Annotated in this window: 11 protein-coding genes; 4 read left to right on the forward strand and 7 right to left on the reverse strand. The window is 57.0% G+C overall.

What is annotated here, in order from left to right; all coding sequences use genetic code 11:
- Positions 1–37: 37 nt before the first annotated feature.
- Positions 38–286 (forward strand): hypothetical protein, encoded by a 249-nt coding sequence (locus tag NB063_RS15295; protein ID WP_250929601.1) that lies wholly within the window; start codon positions 38–40, stop codon positions 284–286.
- A 57-nt stretch (positions 287–343) separates the two neighbouring features.
- Positions 344–1,576 (forward strand): phosphoserine phosphatase SerB, encoded by a 1,233-nt coding sequence (gene serB, locus NB063_RS15300; protein ID WP_250929602.1) that lies wholly within the window; start codon positions 344–346, stop codon positions 1,574–1,576.
- Between the two features lie 93 nt (positions 1,577–1,669).
- Here serB and NB063_RS15305 read toward each other — a convergent pair whose 3' ends face one another.
- The 5 genes from NB063_RS15305 to NB063_RS15320 all read right to left on the reverse strand — a co-directional run bounded on the left by NB063_RS15305 (position 1,670) and on the right by NB063_RS15320 (position 6,254).
- Complete coding sequence (locus NB063_RS15305) at positions 1,670–3,133, reverse strand: protein kinase domain-containing protein (RefSeq protein ID WP_250929603.1); 1,464 nt, start codon at positions 3,131–3,133, stop codon at positions 1,670–1,672.
- Positions 3,134–3,727: 594 nt separating this feature from the next.
- Positions 3,728–3,973, reverse strand: coding sequence for a hypothetical protein (locus tag NB063_RS15310; protein ID WP_250929604.1), 246 nt, complete (start codon positions 3,971–3,973; stop codon positions 3,728–3,730).
- Between the two features lie 81 nt (positions 3,974–4,054).
- Positions 4,055–4,177, reverse strand: a complete 123-nt coding sequence (locus NB063_RS32275) for a hypothetical protein (RefSeq protein WP_261367392.1) — start codon at positions 4,175–4,177, stop codon at positions 4,055–4,057.
- 12 nt (positions 4,178–4,189) lie between these two features.
- Positions 4,190–4,498 (reverse strand): hypothetical protein, encoded by a 309-nt coding sequence (locus NB063_RS15315; RefSeq protein WP_250929605.1) that lies wholly within the window; start codon positions 4,496–4,498, stop codon positions 4,190–4,192.
- A gap of 169 nt (positions 4,499–4,667) precedes the next feature.
- Entirely contained in the window at positions 4,668–6,254 is a 1,587-nt protein-coding gene (locus NB063_RS15320; RefSeq protein WP_250929606.1) for an ABC transporter permease family protein, read from the reverse strand.
- 112 nt (positions 6,255–6,366) lie between these two features.
- On the opposite strand from NB063_RS15320, the gene NB063_RS15325 reads away from it, so the two are divergent.
- Complete coding sequence (locus tag NB063_RS15325) at positions 6,367–8,106, forward strand: ABC1 kinase family protein (RefSeq protein WP_250929607.1); 1,740 nt, start codon at positions 6,367–6,369, stop codon at positions 8,104–8,106.
- Positions 8,107–8,161: 55 nt separating this feature from the next.
- Here NB063_RS15325 and NB063_RS15330 read toward each other — a convergent pair whose 3' ends face one another.
- The gene (locus NB063_RS15330; protein WP_250929608.1) at positions 8,162–9,034 is read right to left on the reverse strand and encodes a protein kinase family protein; all 873 of its coding nucleotides are present in this window, start codon (positions 9,032–9,034) and stop codon (positions 8,162–8,164) included.
- A 657-nt stretch (positions 9,035–9,691) separates the two neighbouring features.
- Here NB063_RS15330 and NB063_RS15335 point away from each other — a divergent pair.
- Entirely contained in the window at positions 9,692–14,845 is a 5,154-nt protein-coding gene (locus NB063_RS15335) for an Ig-like domain-containing protein (RefSeq protein WP_250929609.1), read from the forward strand.
- Here the strand turns inward: NB063_RS15335 and NB063_RS15340 are convergent.
- Positions 14,842–17,640 carry a bifunctional acetate--CoA ligase family protein/GNAT family N-acetyltransferase gene (locus NB063_RS15340; RefSeq protein WP_250929610.1) on the reverse strand — a complete coding sequence of 933 codons (2,799 nt, stop codon included), beginning with the start codon at positions 17,638–17,640 and terminating at the stop codon, positions 14,842–14,844. The genes NB063_RS15335 and NB063_RS15340 overlap by 4 nt on opposite strands.
- Positions 17,641–17,828 lie beyond the last annotated feature (188 nt).

The following is a 17,828-nucleotide window of genomic DNA, read 5'->3' on the forward strand; positions in this document are numbered from 1 at the left end:
AGAGAGCCTTCGCACGCACGAACATGCGAGACCATTGATGCACAAACCATTGATCAAGATCGACGACAAACACGTTCCCCTGTATCGCATTGTGTGGGTGGCTGACCTTCCGCATTTCTGTGGCGAAGAGGATTGCGTCCGCGAGGGATACTACGAAGTTCGGCTGGACGTCGATGATTCGATCTGGACGCATCATGCCGATCGTGACCGCGTCATCGAGGCGTTGAATCAGTGGTGCGGGGATCCGCGGGATGACGGTGACATGGACGGCGAGGCGGATTTTTAGGCTCGTGAAATTAGCCACTTTGACTCCCCGGCACGACATCGCTACGATTCGCGGGCTATGAACGAGCCTATCACTGTTACCGCGACCACGATCCTCTTCCGATTCACCGGTGAAGACCGACCCGGCCTGACGGCGTCGCTGTCGGACCACTTTGCCCGATTCGGATGCAAAATCATTGACGTTAACCAAGCCGTCATTCACCGGTCACTGTTGCTCGGGTTGATGGTCCGGATCCCCGCAGAGGCGGATCCTGACAAGGTCATCCAGAAAATGCGGAAGCAGGCGGAAAAGCTGGGCCTGAAGTGCAAGCACACCGAAATCGAGGATTCGGCCTACGACGTCTGGGTCAGTGGCGAAGGGAAGTCACGATACATTCTTACGTTGCTCTCCAGAGCGGTGACGGCCGAGCAGTTTGCCGCCGTGAGTCGACTCGTCGCGGACCAAGGTTTGAACATCGACGTGATCACGCGTTTGTCAGGGCGACCCAAACGCGTATCGGACGGAAAACCGACGCGAGCTTGTATCGAATTTTCGCTCCGCGGTGATCCGGAGGATCCCAATCGACTCAAGGCGAGTCTTCTCGATCTATCAAGTCGTCTCGATTTGGATTTAGCATGGCAGCAGGATGATGCGTTTCGCCGAAACCGCCGCGTCGTTGCGCTCGACATGGACTCCACGCTATTGCAAGCCGAAGTCATTGATGAGATTGCGAAAGAGGCCGGCGTCGGCGAACAGGTGTCCGCAATCACGGAAGCGGCCATGCGAGGTGAAATCGATTTTGACGAATCGCTCCGTCGACGCGTCGCGTCGCTTGAGGGGTTGCCGGAATCGGTCCTGCCGAAAATTGCCGAGCGGTTGGAATTGACCGAGGGTGCCGAACGCCTGTTGTCGAACTTGAAGCGGTTCGGATACCGCACCGCGATCATCTCGGGAGGCTTCCGTTACTTCGGTGAGTATCTGCGCTCTCGATTGGACGTGGACGATGTGCACGCCAATGATCTCGAAATCATTGACGGTAAATTGACCGGGCGAGTTGTCGGTGAAATCGTCAACGCGCAACGTAAAGCGGCGCTGCTCGAGCAACTCGCCGCGAGCATTGGCATCGATTGCGAACAAACGATCGCGATCGGCGATGGTGCCAATGATTTGCCGATGCTTTCACGAGCCGGACTCGGGATTGCATTCCATGCCAAACCGATTGTTCGGGAATCAGCTCGCCATCAGGTTTCCACCCTGGGCCTTGATGCGGTGTTGTATCTGCTCGGCGTTCGTGACCGGGATTTGATCTAGCCGATCAGCGCGGGGCCGTTGCGGTGCAGTGACGTCGATCGATGCTAATTGGGGTGCCGACACGCGGATCGTTTCTTTGCGATTGATTTCCGCTTAAGTGACTTTTGCCGTCACATCACGAGCGACCGCGAAGATGAGGTGTTCGCCCTCAAGTGATTTAGCCGTCCATTCGAGCGTGATGTAGTCGCCGCGGGCGGTAATGTATCGGTTGCGAAATCGAATCACGGGGCGACCTCCAGCGAGTGCGGAGACCTGAGCGATTGTCCGTTCAATATCCTCTTCATGAACGAATGAAAGGAACGGTCGCGACAGCAACGTTTCTTTGGAATGCCCAAGTACCTTGCTGAAGTTGTCGTTGATGCGGACGAAGAATCCGTTGTGATCGGCGATGCAGAACATGTCTGGTGAGAGCTCGAAAAAACGATCCATGTCACTGCGGACACTTCGCAGCGTCGACGCTTGGTGAGCCATCATGATTTGAGACAACGCCATCGCATTGATGGGTCGTTTCGACGGGTCAACGTGTAGACAATTGATCGTGAGGCGGACGAGAGCGTCGCCGAAACCACAGGTGCGAAGTCGTTCAAGGCTTTGCAACGTCTCGCCTCGCACGGCAGAGCGATACACCTGTTGAAGATCTTCGCCTTCGTAGGGGGCGTGGCCGCTCAAAATTTCGCAGAGGATCCCGCCGAGGCTAAAGACGTCTGCGCGGGCATCGAGATTTGACCCACGGGCCTGTTCCGGTGACATGTATTCCGGCGTGCCGTTGATATTGTTCTGACGCGTGGTCCAGGGACCCGCTTCGGCCTCGGCACTCGCTAGGGTTTCGTCGTCGCTAGTCGATACCGTCTCCCCGCGTCCGTGCGAGGTTGATTCCGTTGGCAGTGATTGCTCTGGCGGCGATTGCGAGGTGTCATGATGAATGTGCCGGGCCAGTCCCCAGTCCATCACGTTCACTTCACCAAACTCGCCCACCATGATGTTGGAGGGCTTTAGATCGAGATGGATGACGCCTCGTGAATGGGCAAATGCCATCGTTTGGCAGACATCGGTAAAGACGTTTAGCAACTCAGCTTTTTCGGTGTTCTCGTCGTCGAGCATTGCTCGCAGTGTGATTCCGCCGACCAGCTTCATCACATGATACGGTTGTCCATTGACGCAAACCCCCGTTTCATAAATGGGAGCCACTCCCGGGTGCGAGAGGAAGCTCATGATCCGAGCTTCTTTCGCAAAGTCTTCTTGATAGGAATTGGTGGCCCGGTCGCGACGCAGGACTTTGATAGCGACCTCTCGTTCGAGCAGCCGATCAAACGCTTTGTAGATGATTCCCATCCCACCGGTTTCGATCCACTCAAGGATCTCGTATCGCCCGGTGAGCAATCTCGGGTGAGCGGGGATTTCGGTGTTCTTGGCGACGTCAGCCGAGTCGATGCGATCGGATCTGACATCGTCTGCTGTTGTCTTCGATGCGTGGCATTTGTGGGCGGCATCCGATTCCGAGTCAATCGGTATCGTTATGTGTGTCCCGGCTCTCGTTGTCTGCTTGGAACGCTGCATCGAATCGTGATCACTCCGTTCGGCGCGGAAGTGGGCAGACCGCCTACCCACGTAGCGGGATGAAGTTTCATCATAACAATTCCCGTGAACAGATGCGCATCAAAATGGCTGCTGGGCCCCTTCTGCAGGGCGGTTCGTTCTTGGCTCCACTAGTTTCTTACTTTACCGCGGGCTGGCATTGACACTGGGCCAAGAAAATTCATAGGACGGGGGGAATCATTGCGGGACGCGTTCCGTTTTGCCGTCACCGATGCGATTTGGATGGCATCGGTTTGTCAGTCATCCCGATGGCCGAATCTGTAACGAATTTTCAGATTTGACTCGATTTGCGTGTTGAAACGGTCGATCGCAGAGGATGGACGTCAAGATGAATTACGAAGAACCCGCTCCCTTGCCTAAGGATGCGACGATGAAGCGAACGGAAATCGCCGAAAACAAAATCACCCGTTATGCACGCCGTGCAGCGATTGCTGCATGTGTGTTGGCAACGCTCCCGTCTATCGGATGCCGCAGCGGTAAACCAGGTTGGAACATGTTTGGTCGCCGGGGCGAGCCTTCTGCCGAGATGCTCGCCGGCAGTGGTCCGACCACCACTTACCCCACCCCGCCATCGGCTCGAGCCACACCGGAAGCGATCGCATCGATTGCTGGTGGAACCGCGCCGGTCAATTCAAACGCAACTCCGTCAACGCCTAGTCCACCTACCGGAACCAATCCGTACGCGTTGGCTGGCAATCGGATGAAGGGGCCTGAGGACGGAGTCCCGACCGGTTTCCCGACCAGTATGCCGTCGACGTCATCGACGAACCCCACGCCTTCGACTTCGTTGGCGGCGGGCAACCAATCTGTTCCACCGGCCTATGCGCTGCCGGGGCGAACCAGCACGGCACAACCTAGCTACGCAGCGGCAGCATCAAACGGTTACGCCGTCACCGCACCTTCGTCGACGCCATCAACCCCACCATCGGCAACGTCGATGCCATCGGGGTACCAACTCGGAACTAAGTCACCTACGGCTTCATCGACGTCGGTAGCAAATACCACGAGTGTGTCGCCTCAACAAACCAAATCGGCGTTTGCGATGCCGCCTTTGAATGAGATGACACCAACGCGACTTGCAGCGGGAACATCGAGTTCGTCCGGATCCACCGGTTCGAGTTCCGGTGGCTTCACGCTCCCAAGCGGTATCGTGCCATCGGTAACTAGCGCGGTCGCTTCAAATCCAAGTTCATCGTCGCCTGCGGTTTCGAGCCCGAACGCTCCTGCGAATGCTTCCACCGGAGCTTCACAATCCGCGGTCGCTTCGTTAACTCTGCCGCCTTCGAGTGCGGCACCGGCGGGTGCGTCGACACCGATCGACAGCACAAAATCCGGTTATGGAAGTTCGGCTGAATACCAAACCGCGACAGCTGGCAACTCAACGACCAGTAGCACTTCGAGTAGCGGCAGCGTCCAGCCGGCCGGATACATGCCCGGAAGCACGAGCAAGGCGTCCAGCTATCCGACCACGAATTTGATGGTTCGGTAGTCACGTCTAATCGCGACGCGAGTGGCTTTCGTTATAGAACTTCGTGGCCGCGATGCGCCACGCCGACCAGCTGAGCACGATGATCGCGACGAGGTACCAGAATGCCAACGAGGCTTCGTGGTACCTCGAGCCGCTGTGCAGGAGCCCGAAGAGACGGGTGCCTACCGTGGTCACACCCGGTGGCAGTACCGGCAACGCCGCAGGCACATCTCCGCTGGCAACGACAGCGGCGATGATCAATGCCGCCAAGCCGCTCGTCCATATCAGCGGTAGTTCGATGCGAAACAAACGCGTCGCCCAATTGCCGTCGAGTCGGCTCGACTGCCATACCGGTTGGCTGATCTGGCCATAGCCGATTCGCAGGAGGATGTAGGCGATCACGCCGCTGCGGACACCCACAGAGAAGATGGTCGGTATCAACGTTTGTGTTGCCAGCAGCTCGCCGCCTGGTATTCCGGATGCGAACAAATGAACGACTGCCATGGCGACAACCGGTCCCGGGATCAGAAACAACATGGTCATCGCGCAGTCGATGAGCCAGCCGACGCGGGCGTCACCCCGTCCCCATCTCGCCAACGCCCAGGCCAGCGGTGTGACCGCTAACGAGGTAAACAACGCGAGTTGCAGCGTCCACGCGTATTCGCTGGCGAACATTGAGGGCGCGTTCCCGATCGAACGCACACATGCCTGCCACGACCAACTTGCGACAGGGATTCCCCCTTCGACTTCAACGAGATGGCCCGCTTGCACAATCAGTCCCGCCGCGATCGCGCCTTGGCAAACTAGCAGCGACGCGAGCATACCGACGATCGATGCGGCCACTCCAACGCGTTGCCACTTGTTCGCGTCGAATTGCACTTCGCCGTCACTGTCTCGAAAATCGGTTGACGCGCGATCGTGGTGACTTCTACCTGGGGTGTGCAATTGTCGGTGACGCAGTCGCAGCCAGACGATCGCGGGAATGCCACCGACGATCATGGGCAACCAAGTCGTCACGGTGATCGCGGTCATGTTCGGATCGAGGGCGTAGAAAAGATAGAACTGATCGGCAACCGTTCGGACGCTGTGCAGATCGGCGACGCTCATTTCTGTCGCCGCGAGCATCCAGACGATCACGACCGAGGCGAGTACCCAGGGGCGCGCGATTGGTAGTCGCACGCGAAACCACGCCGCCATGTTCCCGTAATCCAATGCGGAATGTTGGATGATTTCGGGGGCGATGTTGCGGGTCGCCCAGAACGTTGCCATCGCGACGATGGCGGCGCCATGAACGCCGTGAATCCAACCAACCCACAGCAGATTGCCGCCGGTCATGGTCTTGACCAACCACCCGAATTTTCCCGCGGTCGATTCCCAAACCGCCGCGTGCAGGATCAGGGGCGTCGCGATGGAAAACATCATCGCCAGGATCCAGGTTGACACCAGTCCTTGGCGGAGTCGGTCGAGGATGCGTGCTTTGGCGCGGAACTGGGCGAGCATCGCGGTGCTCGCGGCGGCTGGAATTCCGATCACGATGGCGATTGTCGATGAGACCAGCATCAACGCGAACGTCGTCCTGATCGCAGCGGTCCAGTCGTCGGCAAACGCGTCCATCGGCAAAATCGATACCTTCCTAAATATGATGAGAATCGCCAGAGTGTAGCCGAGCGGATTCTGCTTTTAACCGTCCCGAAACGACAACCCGGTGGTTAATGTAACGCTAGTGATGAAATTGACCTCCATTCCGAGCCTGTACCGCAATCTACGTCGTGGACGTGAGATTCTGGTGGTGCTGCGCCGCTACGGGTTGGCCGATTGGCTGAGCCGCTCGCAACGGTTGCCGTTTCGAGATTGGATCAAAGATCGATCCGGCGTGCCATTGACTCAGTACTCGCGGGTCGAGCGGATTCGGATGGCGATCACCGAATTAGGTCCGACTTTCATCAAAGTCGGCCAAGTTCTCGCCTCACGTCCCGACTTGGTCGGAGTTGAACTCGCCGATGAGCTCAAACGACTTCGCGGCCGCGTCGAGCCCGACTCGGCCGATCAGGTGCGAGCGACGTTGCGGTCTGAACTCGGCGACGACTTTGAGAAAGACTTCTCGTCGATTTGCTACACACCGCTGGCGACCGCTTCGATCGGTCAAGTTCACCGGGCCGTGCTGCTCGATGGCAGCCGTGTGGTGTTGAAAGTCCAACGGGCCGGGATCGACCGGTTGATGCGACAGGACCTCGAAGTTCTCGAAGGTCTCGCGCAGTTGGCTGCCAGGGTTGACTCCATCGCGGTGTGGGGGCCGAGGGAAATGGTCCGGCAATTACGCCCGATGGTGTTGCACGAACTCGACTTCAATCGCGAACGGGGCAGCTTGAAACAGTTCGCCGAGATGCTTTCTGGGGACCAAGGCGAAGTCGTTGTCCCGACGGTGATCGATCACCTGTGCACGCGACGCGTACTCGTGATGGAAGAAATGATTGGCGCCCCTTTGGCGACGCTTTTTGCCCATCATTTGCCGGCTACGGAGTATCCCGAATCGCCGTCGGAGGAGCGTTCGGACACGCCGCGAATCACGAAAAAAGACCTGCCACCGGACATCGGCTCGCGACTGGCGAAAATCTATTTGAAGATGGTTTTCGAAGATGGGTTCTTTCACGCCGATCCGCATCCGGGGAACCTGATTTTTCTGACAGACGGACGGCTGGGGATTCTTGATTTCGGGATGACCGGCCGGATCGACGAGACGCTGAGAGAGTCAATCGAAGAAATGCTGTTTGCAATCAACTCGGGTGACCGCAGACGATTGACCCGGTTGATACGCGGAGTTGGAAACCCACGTCTGGATCTCGATCAAGCGGCGTTGGAAATCGATGTTGCCGACTTCGTCGATACGTACGGCCGACAAACGCTCGATCGCTTTGATTTAGGTGGGGCGCTGAACGAACTCACCGAGATCTTGCATCGACACGGCATCACGTTACCGAATCAGTCCGCGTTGCTATTGAAGATGCTGATCTCGTTAGAGGGAACGCTGCGTGAACTTGGTGTCGGTTTTGATTCGCTCGACATCGTGCAAACGTACCTGCGGCGGGTGATGCTCAGGCGGCTGACCCCGCGACGCCGGCTCCGTCAAGCTCGACGGATTTATCTAGAAAACGAAGCCTTTCTCGAGGAGGCTCCCGAGCAGATTCTCGCGGTCCTTAATCAGACGCGGCTGGGAAACCTGCAATTGCGACTCGATCCGAAACGGATCACCCCCGCGGTGAACCGGTTGGTGGTCGGGCTGATGGCGAGCGCCGTTTTTCTCGGTTCTTCGTTGCTGCTGGCATACGAGGTGCCTCCGGTCTTATTTCCAGAAACGAAGGTTGCCGGGATCGAGCGACTCAGCGTGTTGGGCCTGATCGGAATTCTCGCCAGCATGTCGGTGATGACGGCGCTATGCATCACGATCTTGAGTAGCGACCGAGATTAGACGGCGATTCTTGGCTGGGCGTTTTCGGTGTCGATGTGATCCTGGAAATGACGCGTTACGCCGCGATTCGCTTGGCCGAGGTGCTGGGGACGATATGGCTACCGAGCGTTTGAATCTCGAGCGAGAGCAATCTCCGCACGACTTCACTGACCGCGGGACGCTGCGCCGGGTCAGCGGCCACCATGTGTTCGATCAGTTCGGCGACCGGTTCAATCGTGCTCTGAGCTACCGGTGCGGTTGCAGAAAGACTCTCCCACAACACACGTCCGAGCGCAAAGACGTCCATCGCGGGAAGTGCGGCGGTTTTTCCGCTCATCAACTCGGGTGAAGCATAATCAGGCGTCCCGCGGAACACGCGGTGCATGGGGCTGTGCGTTTGCGTTGCAAATCCGAGGTCGACGAGTGTCGCGTGGCCTTGGGAATCGATCAGGATATTGTCGGGTTTGACGTCGCAGTGGACCCATCCGGCACTGTGCATCTTCTCCAGCGCCTGGGCAACTTGGCGGGTCCACCAAAGCGCAACCGGCACGGCAAAATGCGGGATTTGGCGTGTCCTTTCGTCCATCGAAACGGCAGCTAATCGCGGCATCACCACGTAAGGTGCATGGGGAGAACCGGATGCATCGAGAATCGCGATCAAGTTCGGATGTGTGATCCCGGAAGCCTGAATGGCTTGCCCGATTTGTCGCTGAGCTTCACGGACCGCGTTCGGGTTGGGTGACTCTGCTTGGCTGGAGGGAACGACGCCCGCGACGGTCTTCAACACGTAGTCGTAACGAGGGTTTCCCTGACTGTCGGCGGGTTGCGCGAGGAAAAGATCGGTTCCCGCTCCGCGAGTCAACCGTGCGCCCAGTCTCCAGATCCCAAGGATTTGTCCTGTTCCTTGTGGGGATTCGGTATCCGGGGACACTGCAGGACGGTCGAACATCGTGACACTCTTGGGCGATTAGTCGGGACGGGTTTCCGATTACGATCATCGTCCCGCTAAGCCGGAGCAGGCAAATCGGCTGCAGCCAACCGAGATAACCGCTACAGCCGTCACAGTCAGGCGATCTCCCAACCGGCGAGATCCACCGGGACGCGTCGGCCCCCTACCCACTAACGAAACGCACACAGGCTTCGAGGGTTTCGGCAGCACATCGCGTCAATGTGATTCCTGCGGGAAGCGGGGCGGGTGATGTTTTGTGCTTCCGTTGGAGGGAGGCGAGGCGATCAAAAAGGACGCACCTACGCGGCGAGCGGTCCCGTTGTGGAAAAAACTAGGTTCTTCCGCTCCCAGTGAGGGGGTTTGGTTGGTGCCGAATGCGGCCTGAGGTGCGATTATGCGGGTTGGGCGGGCAAAGGCCGCAAACACCGGGAACTTTGTGGGCTTCAATCGCGTCGGAAACGTTGCATTTCGTTGACAGCGTAGCGCGCCGAATTAGACTCGCTGATTCGCGGACGTGGATTTAATCAAAATTCGCATCCGGGTTGCTCCAGCCGCCTTGGTAACGCTTACTGGCTGCGAGATGAGAAATTCTGCACCGTTGTCTGCCACTGCTTTTCCTATTCTGGTCCCACGGGCCCCCTCCGCCAGAGACCCTCGATGAATCTTCGTCAGTCCTTCCAAACGTCGTCGGATCGGTCACACTCCTCGACCTCCTCGTCCGATGCCACTGGCCCCTCACAAACTCGTCGATCTCGTCGGCGCGACAAGACGAACACCCGCCGCAAGTCGTCCCGTCGGTTAACGATGGAAGGACTCGAGCGTCGGCAACTGCTCGCGGCAAACTCGCTAATCTCGATTCCCGGAATCGATGACTACGATGGCGCCCGCAACATCGGCAGTGTTTCGTCATTTCGGTACCAAGAAAAAGAATCGCCCCAACTCAACGGGGTGAATGATTTTTACCAGAATGCGGAGTTCGTGCCGTTGGGCAACGGTACGGGCCAGCGTGACACGATCGACATCACCGGTTCGGTGGGCTTCACGCAGTTCGGTACTCAGTTCATCAGCGATATCGACTACTACAGTTTTGATTTGAAAGCGGGTGACATTCTCGATATCGCCACGCTTGGCGCGGTGACGACGTTCGATGTCTTCTTGCCAAGTGCGTTTGATTCAAGCCAAGCGAGCGGACGTTTTTGGTTTGCGCAAGACGACCCTTTTTCGAGTTACCCGATCGATTCGCCACTGCAAACTCTTGGCAACGCCAATGCAGCTCAGGTGGTTCCGTTCGATGGACGTTACACGATCGCCGTTTCGGCAGAGTCGGGACTTTCAAGTTATACAATTGGTCTACGAACTTACCGTCCAGTGACCGAAAGTCTACCGATTGGTCAGGGACAAATTGTGTTCTTGGACTTCGACGGCGGCAGTTTCGCACGCGATGATTTCAACGCCTTTTTGGCAAATCCCGGCATCCCAACGGGAGGACGATTCCGGATTCCGGACATCAGTCAAACGCTCGACGATGCGGGGGTCGTTGTTTCCTCCATTAATCAGTACCAACAAATTGCTGACCGGATCGTCAGTACGGTCGAACAGCAGTTCGCAGACATTGGAGTCTACGGTTCCAATGGATCGTACAGCAGCACGGGCAATCCCGGTGAATATGGCATCACGATTCTCAACAGTTTCGACCATCCCGACCCGGGCGACAATCCGCTGGTAACACGTGTTGTTTTCGGTTCGACAAACTCGTTTGAAGACATTGCTCCCGCGTTGGGACTGGCTCAAACACTCGACGTTGGTAACTTTGATTTAAGTGAGAGCGTACTCGTTTGGTTGGACGAAGAAGTCACTGCTTCCGAAGCTGTCGAAACGAGTGCCGCATTCAGCTTGTTTGATGTCCTTGGACTCGAAATCGGTGCAACGACGACCCACGAACTTGCTCACGTCTTTGGGCTCTACCACACCGACGGTACCAACCTCACTCCATCGTTGATCGATGGTGGTGGCGCACTGAACGAAGAGAACGGACTGGGTGTCGGGCCAGACGGAATCCTCGGCACGATGGATGATATTCCCGTTCGCTTCCGAACGGACTTTGTCGATCCAGGTGGAGTGATCTCGTTTGGAACACTTTATAGTGCAGATGCGATCTCCCACACGCTGGCAACTGGTACCAGAGGCGGTTCGCTCACGGGACGCGTCTTTAATGACCTCAACAGCGACGGCGTGGGCACGAGCGACCCGGGACTTTCCGGCGTTACCGTTTTTGCGGACGCCAATAACAACGGCTTGCTCGACGCGACCGAAGCAAATGCGGTGACAGGCGCAGACGGATCGTATTCACTGAACGTCGCCGCTGGCACCTACACCGTCATTGCGATGACGCCCTCTAACTTCACCGCGACGACTAGCACTTCGCAGACGGTAACAACGACGACAAGTGGCGCCGTCGCACCGACGTTTGGATTTGGACAAGTCAATCCGGACATTACTGGTAAAAAGTTTGCCGACTTAAACGGCAACGGTGCACTCGATGCGGGTGAACCGGGCGTGGAAGGAGCCTATATCTACGCCGACCTCGATGGCGACAACCGGCCCGACCTCGGCGAGCCTTTTGACATTACCGACGCCAACGGTTTTTACACACTCGACCTTCCGATACTTGGTCGTGCCTATGCAATTCGTGAAGTCGAAGAACCCGGCTTCATTCGGACGTTGCCGTCGAACGCCGAAGGTGAATGGGTTATCAACTACACCGGCGGACCACTCGGCAACAACTATCACTTCGGTGGTTTGCCCTCGCGTGACTACGGTGACGCTCCAGACACGTACTCGACCAGCATCGCAGCAGGTGGACCGAGTCACGGGACGCTCACCGGTTTGACGATCGGTACGCAAATCGATCGTGAATCGGACGGCGTTCCGACTGCCGACGCTAGTGGCGACGATGTTGTGAACACCACCACTGGGCAATTCGATGACGAAGACGGCGTCGTGCAAACCGTTGCTCTGCGACCCGGTGCGACAGGAATCATCACTGTCACCTTGACTAACACCACCGGCAGCACCGGCTACCTGCAAGCTTGGCTCGATCTCAATGCCGACGGCGATTTCCTGGATGCCGGCGAGCAGCTTCGTACCGATGCGATTCTGGGAACCGGAACCCACAACATCAACGTGACATTGCCGTCCACGTTTGACGTTAACATTGATGGCACTGCCGATGGCGTGCTCAATACGTTTAGCCGTTTCCGATACAGTCTCACGCCAGGCCTCGGTGTGGGCGGTGGTGCCGACACCGGAGAAGTAGAAGATCATCCGATCCGGATTCTGGCAGCGGGCAACAACGACGATGCGGCAACGGATGATTTTGTCACCGTGCCCCAGAATGCGATCGCATTTCCAATTGACGTCCTCGCCAATGACTTCAGTTTGCCGACGAACCCGTTGACGATTACCAACCTCAACGTGAACGGTACGAAAGGGATCGTGTCGATCTCGGGGTCAGCAGGGAATCAGGTCATCCTGTACTCGCCTCCTTCCAACTTCACTGGGATCGATCGATTCACCTATTTCCTTAGCGACGGCAGTTTCGCAGTCGTGACCGCATCGGTTCAGTTCGCTACGAGTGCCCCGATCGCTGTCGATGATATTTTTGAAGTTGCCAGCAACGAGACGAGCGTCCCGCTCAACCTGCTCGACAACGACATCGCGTCGGTCGCCGGCGGACTGCGAATCACGCAGGTCTCACGCGGTACCGGCGGGGGTATCTTGTCGATCGATCCAGGCAGTCGCGGTGTGCGATACACGCCATTGGATGGATTCGTCGGAACAGAACAATTCTCGTACTCGATCAGCGATGATTCGGGACAGACTTCCGCTCAAGCCGTCGGCACGGTTGTCTTGACCCCGCAGTCGCTGGTCGACGACAAGGCGGAATTCAAGATCGAAATCCTCGACCGTAACAATGACACCGAACTGTTGACGTTGCAGGCTGGTCAAACCTTCCGCGTGCGGGTTTCGGTCGATGACATTTCAAAGGCCGACTCAGAGGCGATTCAAGGGTTGCAATCGGCTTTTATCGATCTGCTCTACACGTCCGAACTCGTTACGCCAGTCGACACGAACACGACTGATGCGTTCCCGTTTGACATCACATTCGGACCTCAGTTCCAAACCGGTGCGTTCCAACTCGGTAACGCATTGACGCCAGGATTGATCGACGAGGTGGGCAGCACTCAATCCTTCAGCGATCTGGATACCATCGGCAGTTCGAACGACCTCGCATCGTTCACCGGGTTTGCCGAAGTCTTTACCTTGACCATGCAAGCAACCGGTTCCGGGCTGGCGATCTTCAAGACCGATCCGACCAATGCCGCAGTCAGTGAGACGACCCTGATTACACCGACGGGTCCGGAAGTTCTCGATTACGACGAAATCCGATACGGATCGACGCAGATTGAAATCGCACCGCTCGGTGACGGGTTCCCGGTCGCGTTGGATGATTCATTCCCGGTTGGCGTGGATTCGCTCGGGGCGACGATTCGGTCCAGCGCCGTAGCTCGATTCAACGTGCTCACTAATGACCTGATCGGTGCCAATGACATCGTTACGGAATTGACGCTGAAAGAATCGGCACTCAACGGTACCGTTCAGCGAGTCGACGTCGGCAATGACAATAATTTTGCCAACGATTATTTCTCCTACACACCAAAGGTCGGTTTTGCCGGGTTTGATCGGTTCTCTTACATCCTAACCGTCGAGAGTCCGCAATTCGGAACCGTCCGCAGTATCGCCGAGGTCACGATGACTGTCGGTGCGGTACAAAATCCGCTCGTGAATTTCGACTTCACGTTTGTGGACGAAGCCGGTAATGCAATCACATCGGTGCCGGTCGGTCAGCGTTTCGGATTGCGAATTGACGCGATCGATTTGGGAACCGGCCGTCCGCCTACGGAAGCCGTTTTCGCCGGCTTCTTGGATATCCTCTACAACACGAACTTCCTTTCGACGATTCCAGTTGACAACGGTGGGAACCCAGACCTGTTCGATTTTGATGTCGAATTTGATCCGCAGTTCTTGCTCGATCCTGCTGTCGGCGTCAACGATCGTCCAGGGTTGATTGATGAGTTCGGTTCGAATCAAGGCAGTTTGGGTGGATCAGGCCTGACCCTGGCTACGATCTACTTCCGCGGCACCGCGGCGGGAACGACGACGGTGACCGGGGGACCTGCGGACAGATTCCCATTCCAAGACACGCTGCTGGACCAGAACGACGATCCTGTGCCGATCGAAAACATCCAGTACGATGCGGCCACGATCACGATCCTTGGATCAGGTGAACCATTGCAGAACACTGCGATGCCAGCCGACGTCAATGGTGACAATCTCGTTACGGCGATCGATGCGTTGATCGTGATCAACGAAATGAGTCGTCGCGAAGCATCCGGTGAGACCGCTTCTTCGAGCGATCGAATTTACTACCACGACGTCAACGGTGATGGATACGTGACCGCAGTCGATGCGTTGCAGGTCATCAACCAACTCAACACTCTGACCAGTCCGAGTGGCGAAGCGATTGCTCCTGCCCCGGTTCAACAACCGGTTACGCAAACGGATGAAACGACTGATCGTGTAATCGTTGATCTGTCCTCGGACGCGAAAGTGATAAGCGAGTCCGGTTCCGATGACACCTCGGTTCAGTCACCAGTTCAATCCGCTGCGGAGTCGACTAGCGGAAGCGATGGCGATGATGACGATTTGCTGTCGTTGTTGGCCGACGATATCGCGAATCAGTGGAGCTAAAGTTTCTTGCTGACGAGGATATCGTCCTCGTTGCTCGAATCTCGGATAAAACCGCGGTGTGAGAACATTTGCAGCATGCGGTGATTGCGAGGATCAACCTCTGCCGTCACCGTGCTGATTCCCCAACCGTCGCAGATCGATAAACACTCATCGGTTAACACCGATCCGAGTCCGCGTCCTTGCCATGGATCGGCAATCATCACGGCGAACTCGGCTTGATCGTGATCGGCGTCTGCCACGAGTCTTCCCACGCCTGCGATCTCGGTTTTCCCATCCTGGTGAGTTTCTGCGACGATGGCGAGTTCACGCTCATAGTCGGTAAAGCAGAACCGGGCGGCCAGATCATGGTTGCTCGATTGCAGGAGATATCGAAACCGCATGCGGATCGATTCCTCTGAACAGGTGGCCAACATCTGACGCCACAATGGTTCGTCTTCGGGCATGATCGGTCGCAAGATGAACTGCGTTCCATCAGTCAACCGGCATCGTCTCACGTATTCGTCTGGATACGGACGGATCGCCAAGTGAGAGAACTCTCCGGGCCTCGAACGGGCATCGGTCGAGGTTGGCATCTCCATATCAATGACGATGTTTGCGTCCAACGCGATTGTCCGTTCGGGAGTGACGAGTAACGGGTTGACGTCCAGTTCGACGATTTCTGGGTGATCGGCGATGAGGTAGGAAACGCGGAGAAGGACGCTGATCAATTGGTCCAAGTCGACGGCTGGTTTTCCACGATAGGCACCGAGCATCGGCCAGCATTGCAAACGTTCGAGCATTCGTCTGGCGAGCCGTTCGTTCAGTGGTGGGAGTTCGAGCGAACGGTCTTGCAACAGTTCAGCGTCGACACCGCCGGCACCCACCAACATCACATCACCAAAAACCGGGTCCCGCCGTACCCCAATTAAGAGTTCACGACCGTCCGGGTCCACAACCATCGGCTGAACGGTCACGCCGCGGAACTCCGCATCAGGTCGTATCGTTTGGCAACGTTCTCGGATGGTTTTGAAAGCGTTTTGCACGCCGGTTTGGTTGCTCACGTTGAGGATCACCCCGCCCACCTCTGTTTTGTGGACGATATCGGGCGAATAGACCTTCACCGCAACCGGGAAACCAACTTGTTCAGCGTACCGAACTGCTTCATCGACGGTAATCGCGACGATCGGTCGTGTAGTGGCGATACCGTAGGCTTCTAAGAGTGCTTTCGAATTTGATTCCGATAGCAATTCCGAATCGCTGAGCATCAACGAAGCGAACGATTCACGCAGCGAAGCGCGGTCGCGATGAAACTCGATCGGCATCGTTCGAGGCGTTTCCTGCAAGACCTCGCGGTTACGTGAGTACCGAACGAGATAGGAGAACGCTCTCACCGCTTTCGCGGGTGTGTCGTAAACGGGGATGCCGGCCTGAGCGAGTCTCGCGGCTCCGTCTTGGATGCGTTGACCGCCCATCCAAACGGCGAGAACCGGTTTGCTGGACCGACGCGCCGCAGCAATCAACGCATCGGCGGTCTCGGTAGGTGCCGTCAGCGCTTGCGGAGTGAGAACGGCAATGGCCGCATCGACGTCGTCGTCAGCAAGCACCGTTGTGATCGCTTCGGCGTACCTTTCGGGAGTCGCGTCGCCGAACAAATCCACGGGGTTGGATATTCGGGGGTCGTCCGATAAAGGTTGCGCATGATTTTCGGAGTTGACGGAGCCAACTGGCATGGACGTCGGACCGTCTACCGGAGAATCTTCCGGGGTTTCGATATGGGCGTGGTGACGTTCCGCTGCAGCAAGTCGATCCGTCGTCTGTTTTGAAAACGTCGCGAGTTTGCATTTGTTTTGTAGGACAGCGTCGGCTGTCATCACGCCGGCCGCACCCGCATTGCTAATGACGGCGAGCCGAGAACCTTTGGGACTTTTTCGATGGGCCAATAACTCGGCACAGTGAATCAGGTCGTCGAATTCCTCCACCCGCACGATGCCTGCCCGAGCGAACGCGGCATCGTAGACCGCATCGACGCCGACCATTGCCCCGGTGTGAAGCGCCGCCGCTTGGGCAGTTGGTGCGAACCGTCCTGACTTGTAAGCAAGAATCGGCTTTTGGCGAGCGAATGCGCGGGCGGCCGACATGAAACTCCGTGCGTGCGGAATCGACTCGATGTACATCACGATCGAATCGGTATGCGGATCTTCGGCGAGGAAATCGATCAAGTCTGCGATCGTGACGTCGATCAGGTTTCCTAGCGAAACGAAATGAGAAAATCCGACTCCCTCCTTTTCCGCCCAATCCAATATCGCCGTACCGAGTGCGCCTGACTGTGACAACAGTGCGATTCGTCCCGGACGTGGGCACGTGTCGGCAAAACTCGCGTTCAAACCCACATGCGTAGAGATGATTCCGAGCGAATTCGGGCCGATGATTCGCATGGTCGGGAAACGTTTGGCTGCGGCGAGCAGTTTCAGTTCGAGTTCTCGGCCGGGGGCACCCGTTTCCCGAAATCCCGCTGCGAGAATCACCACACCGCGAACATTCGCGTGTCCGCACTGGTAGACCAGTTCCGGGGTAGATTCAGCGGGTGTGCAGATCACCGCGAGATCGATCGGACCTTCCACATCGGCGATACTGCCGACGCATCGCACCCCTTCGACTTGGTCATAGTGGCGGTTGATGGCAATGATCTCGCCGCCATAACCCGCACCCAACAAATTGCGGACCACCGTATTGCCGACGCTTCCGACTCGTTGGCTCGCACCGATAACCACCACTCGTTTTGGAGAGAAAAGGCGACGTAAGTTGCGAGTGGGCATGAGGACACTTTCGAAGGATTGAGTCGGTCTATTCGACCATAGCGGAGTCGAAAGTTTCTATCCAGACCGCGGTGGGAGACGCACCATCGAGAAGCCGTTCTTTCGTTCGAATGGGACGAAAGGCCGCACTGCGAAAAGCCGTGAGAGGTCGGACATCTTGTCGCATACCGTCTGACACAACACGTAGA

Source organism: Aporhodopirellula aestuarii, from assembly GCF_023701485.1.
Classification (GTDB): domain Bacteria; phylum Planctomycetota; class Planctomycetia; order Pirellulales; family Pirellulaceae; genus Rhodopirellula; species Rhodopirellula aestuarii.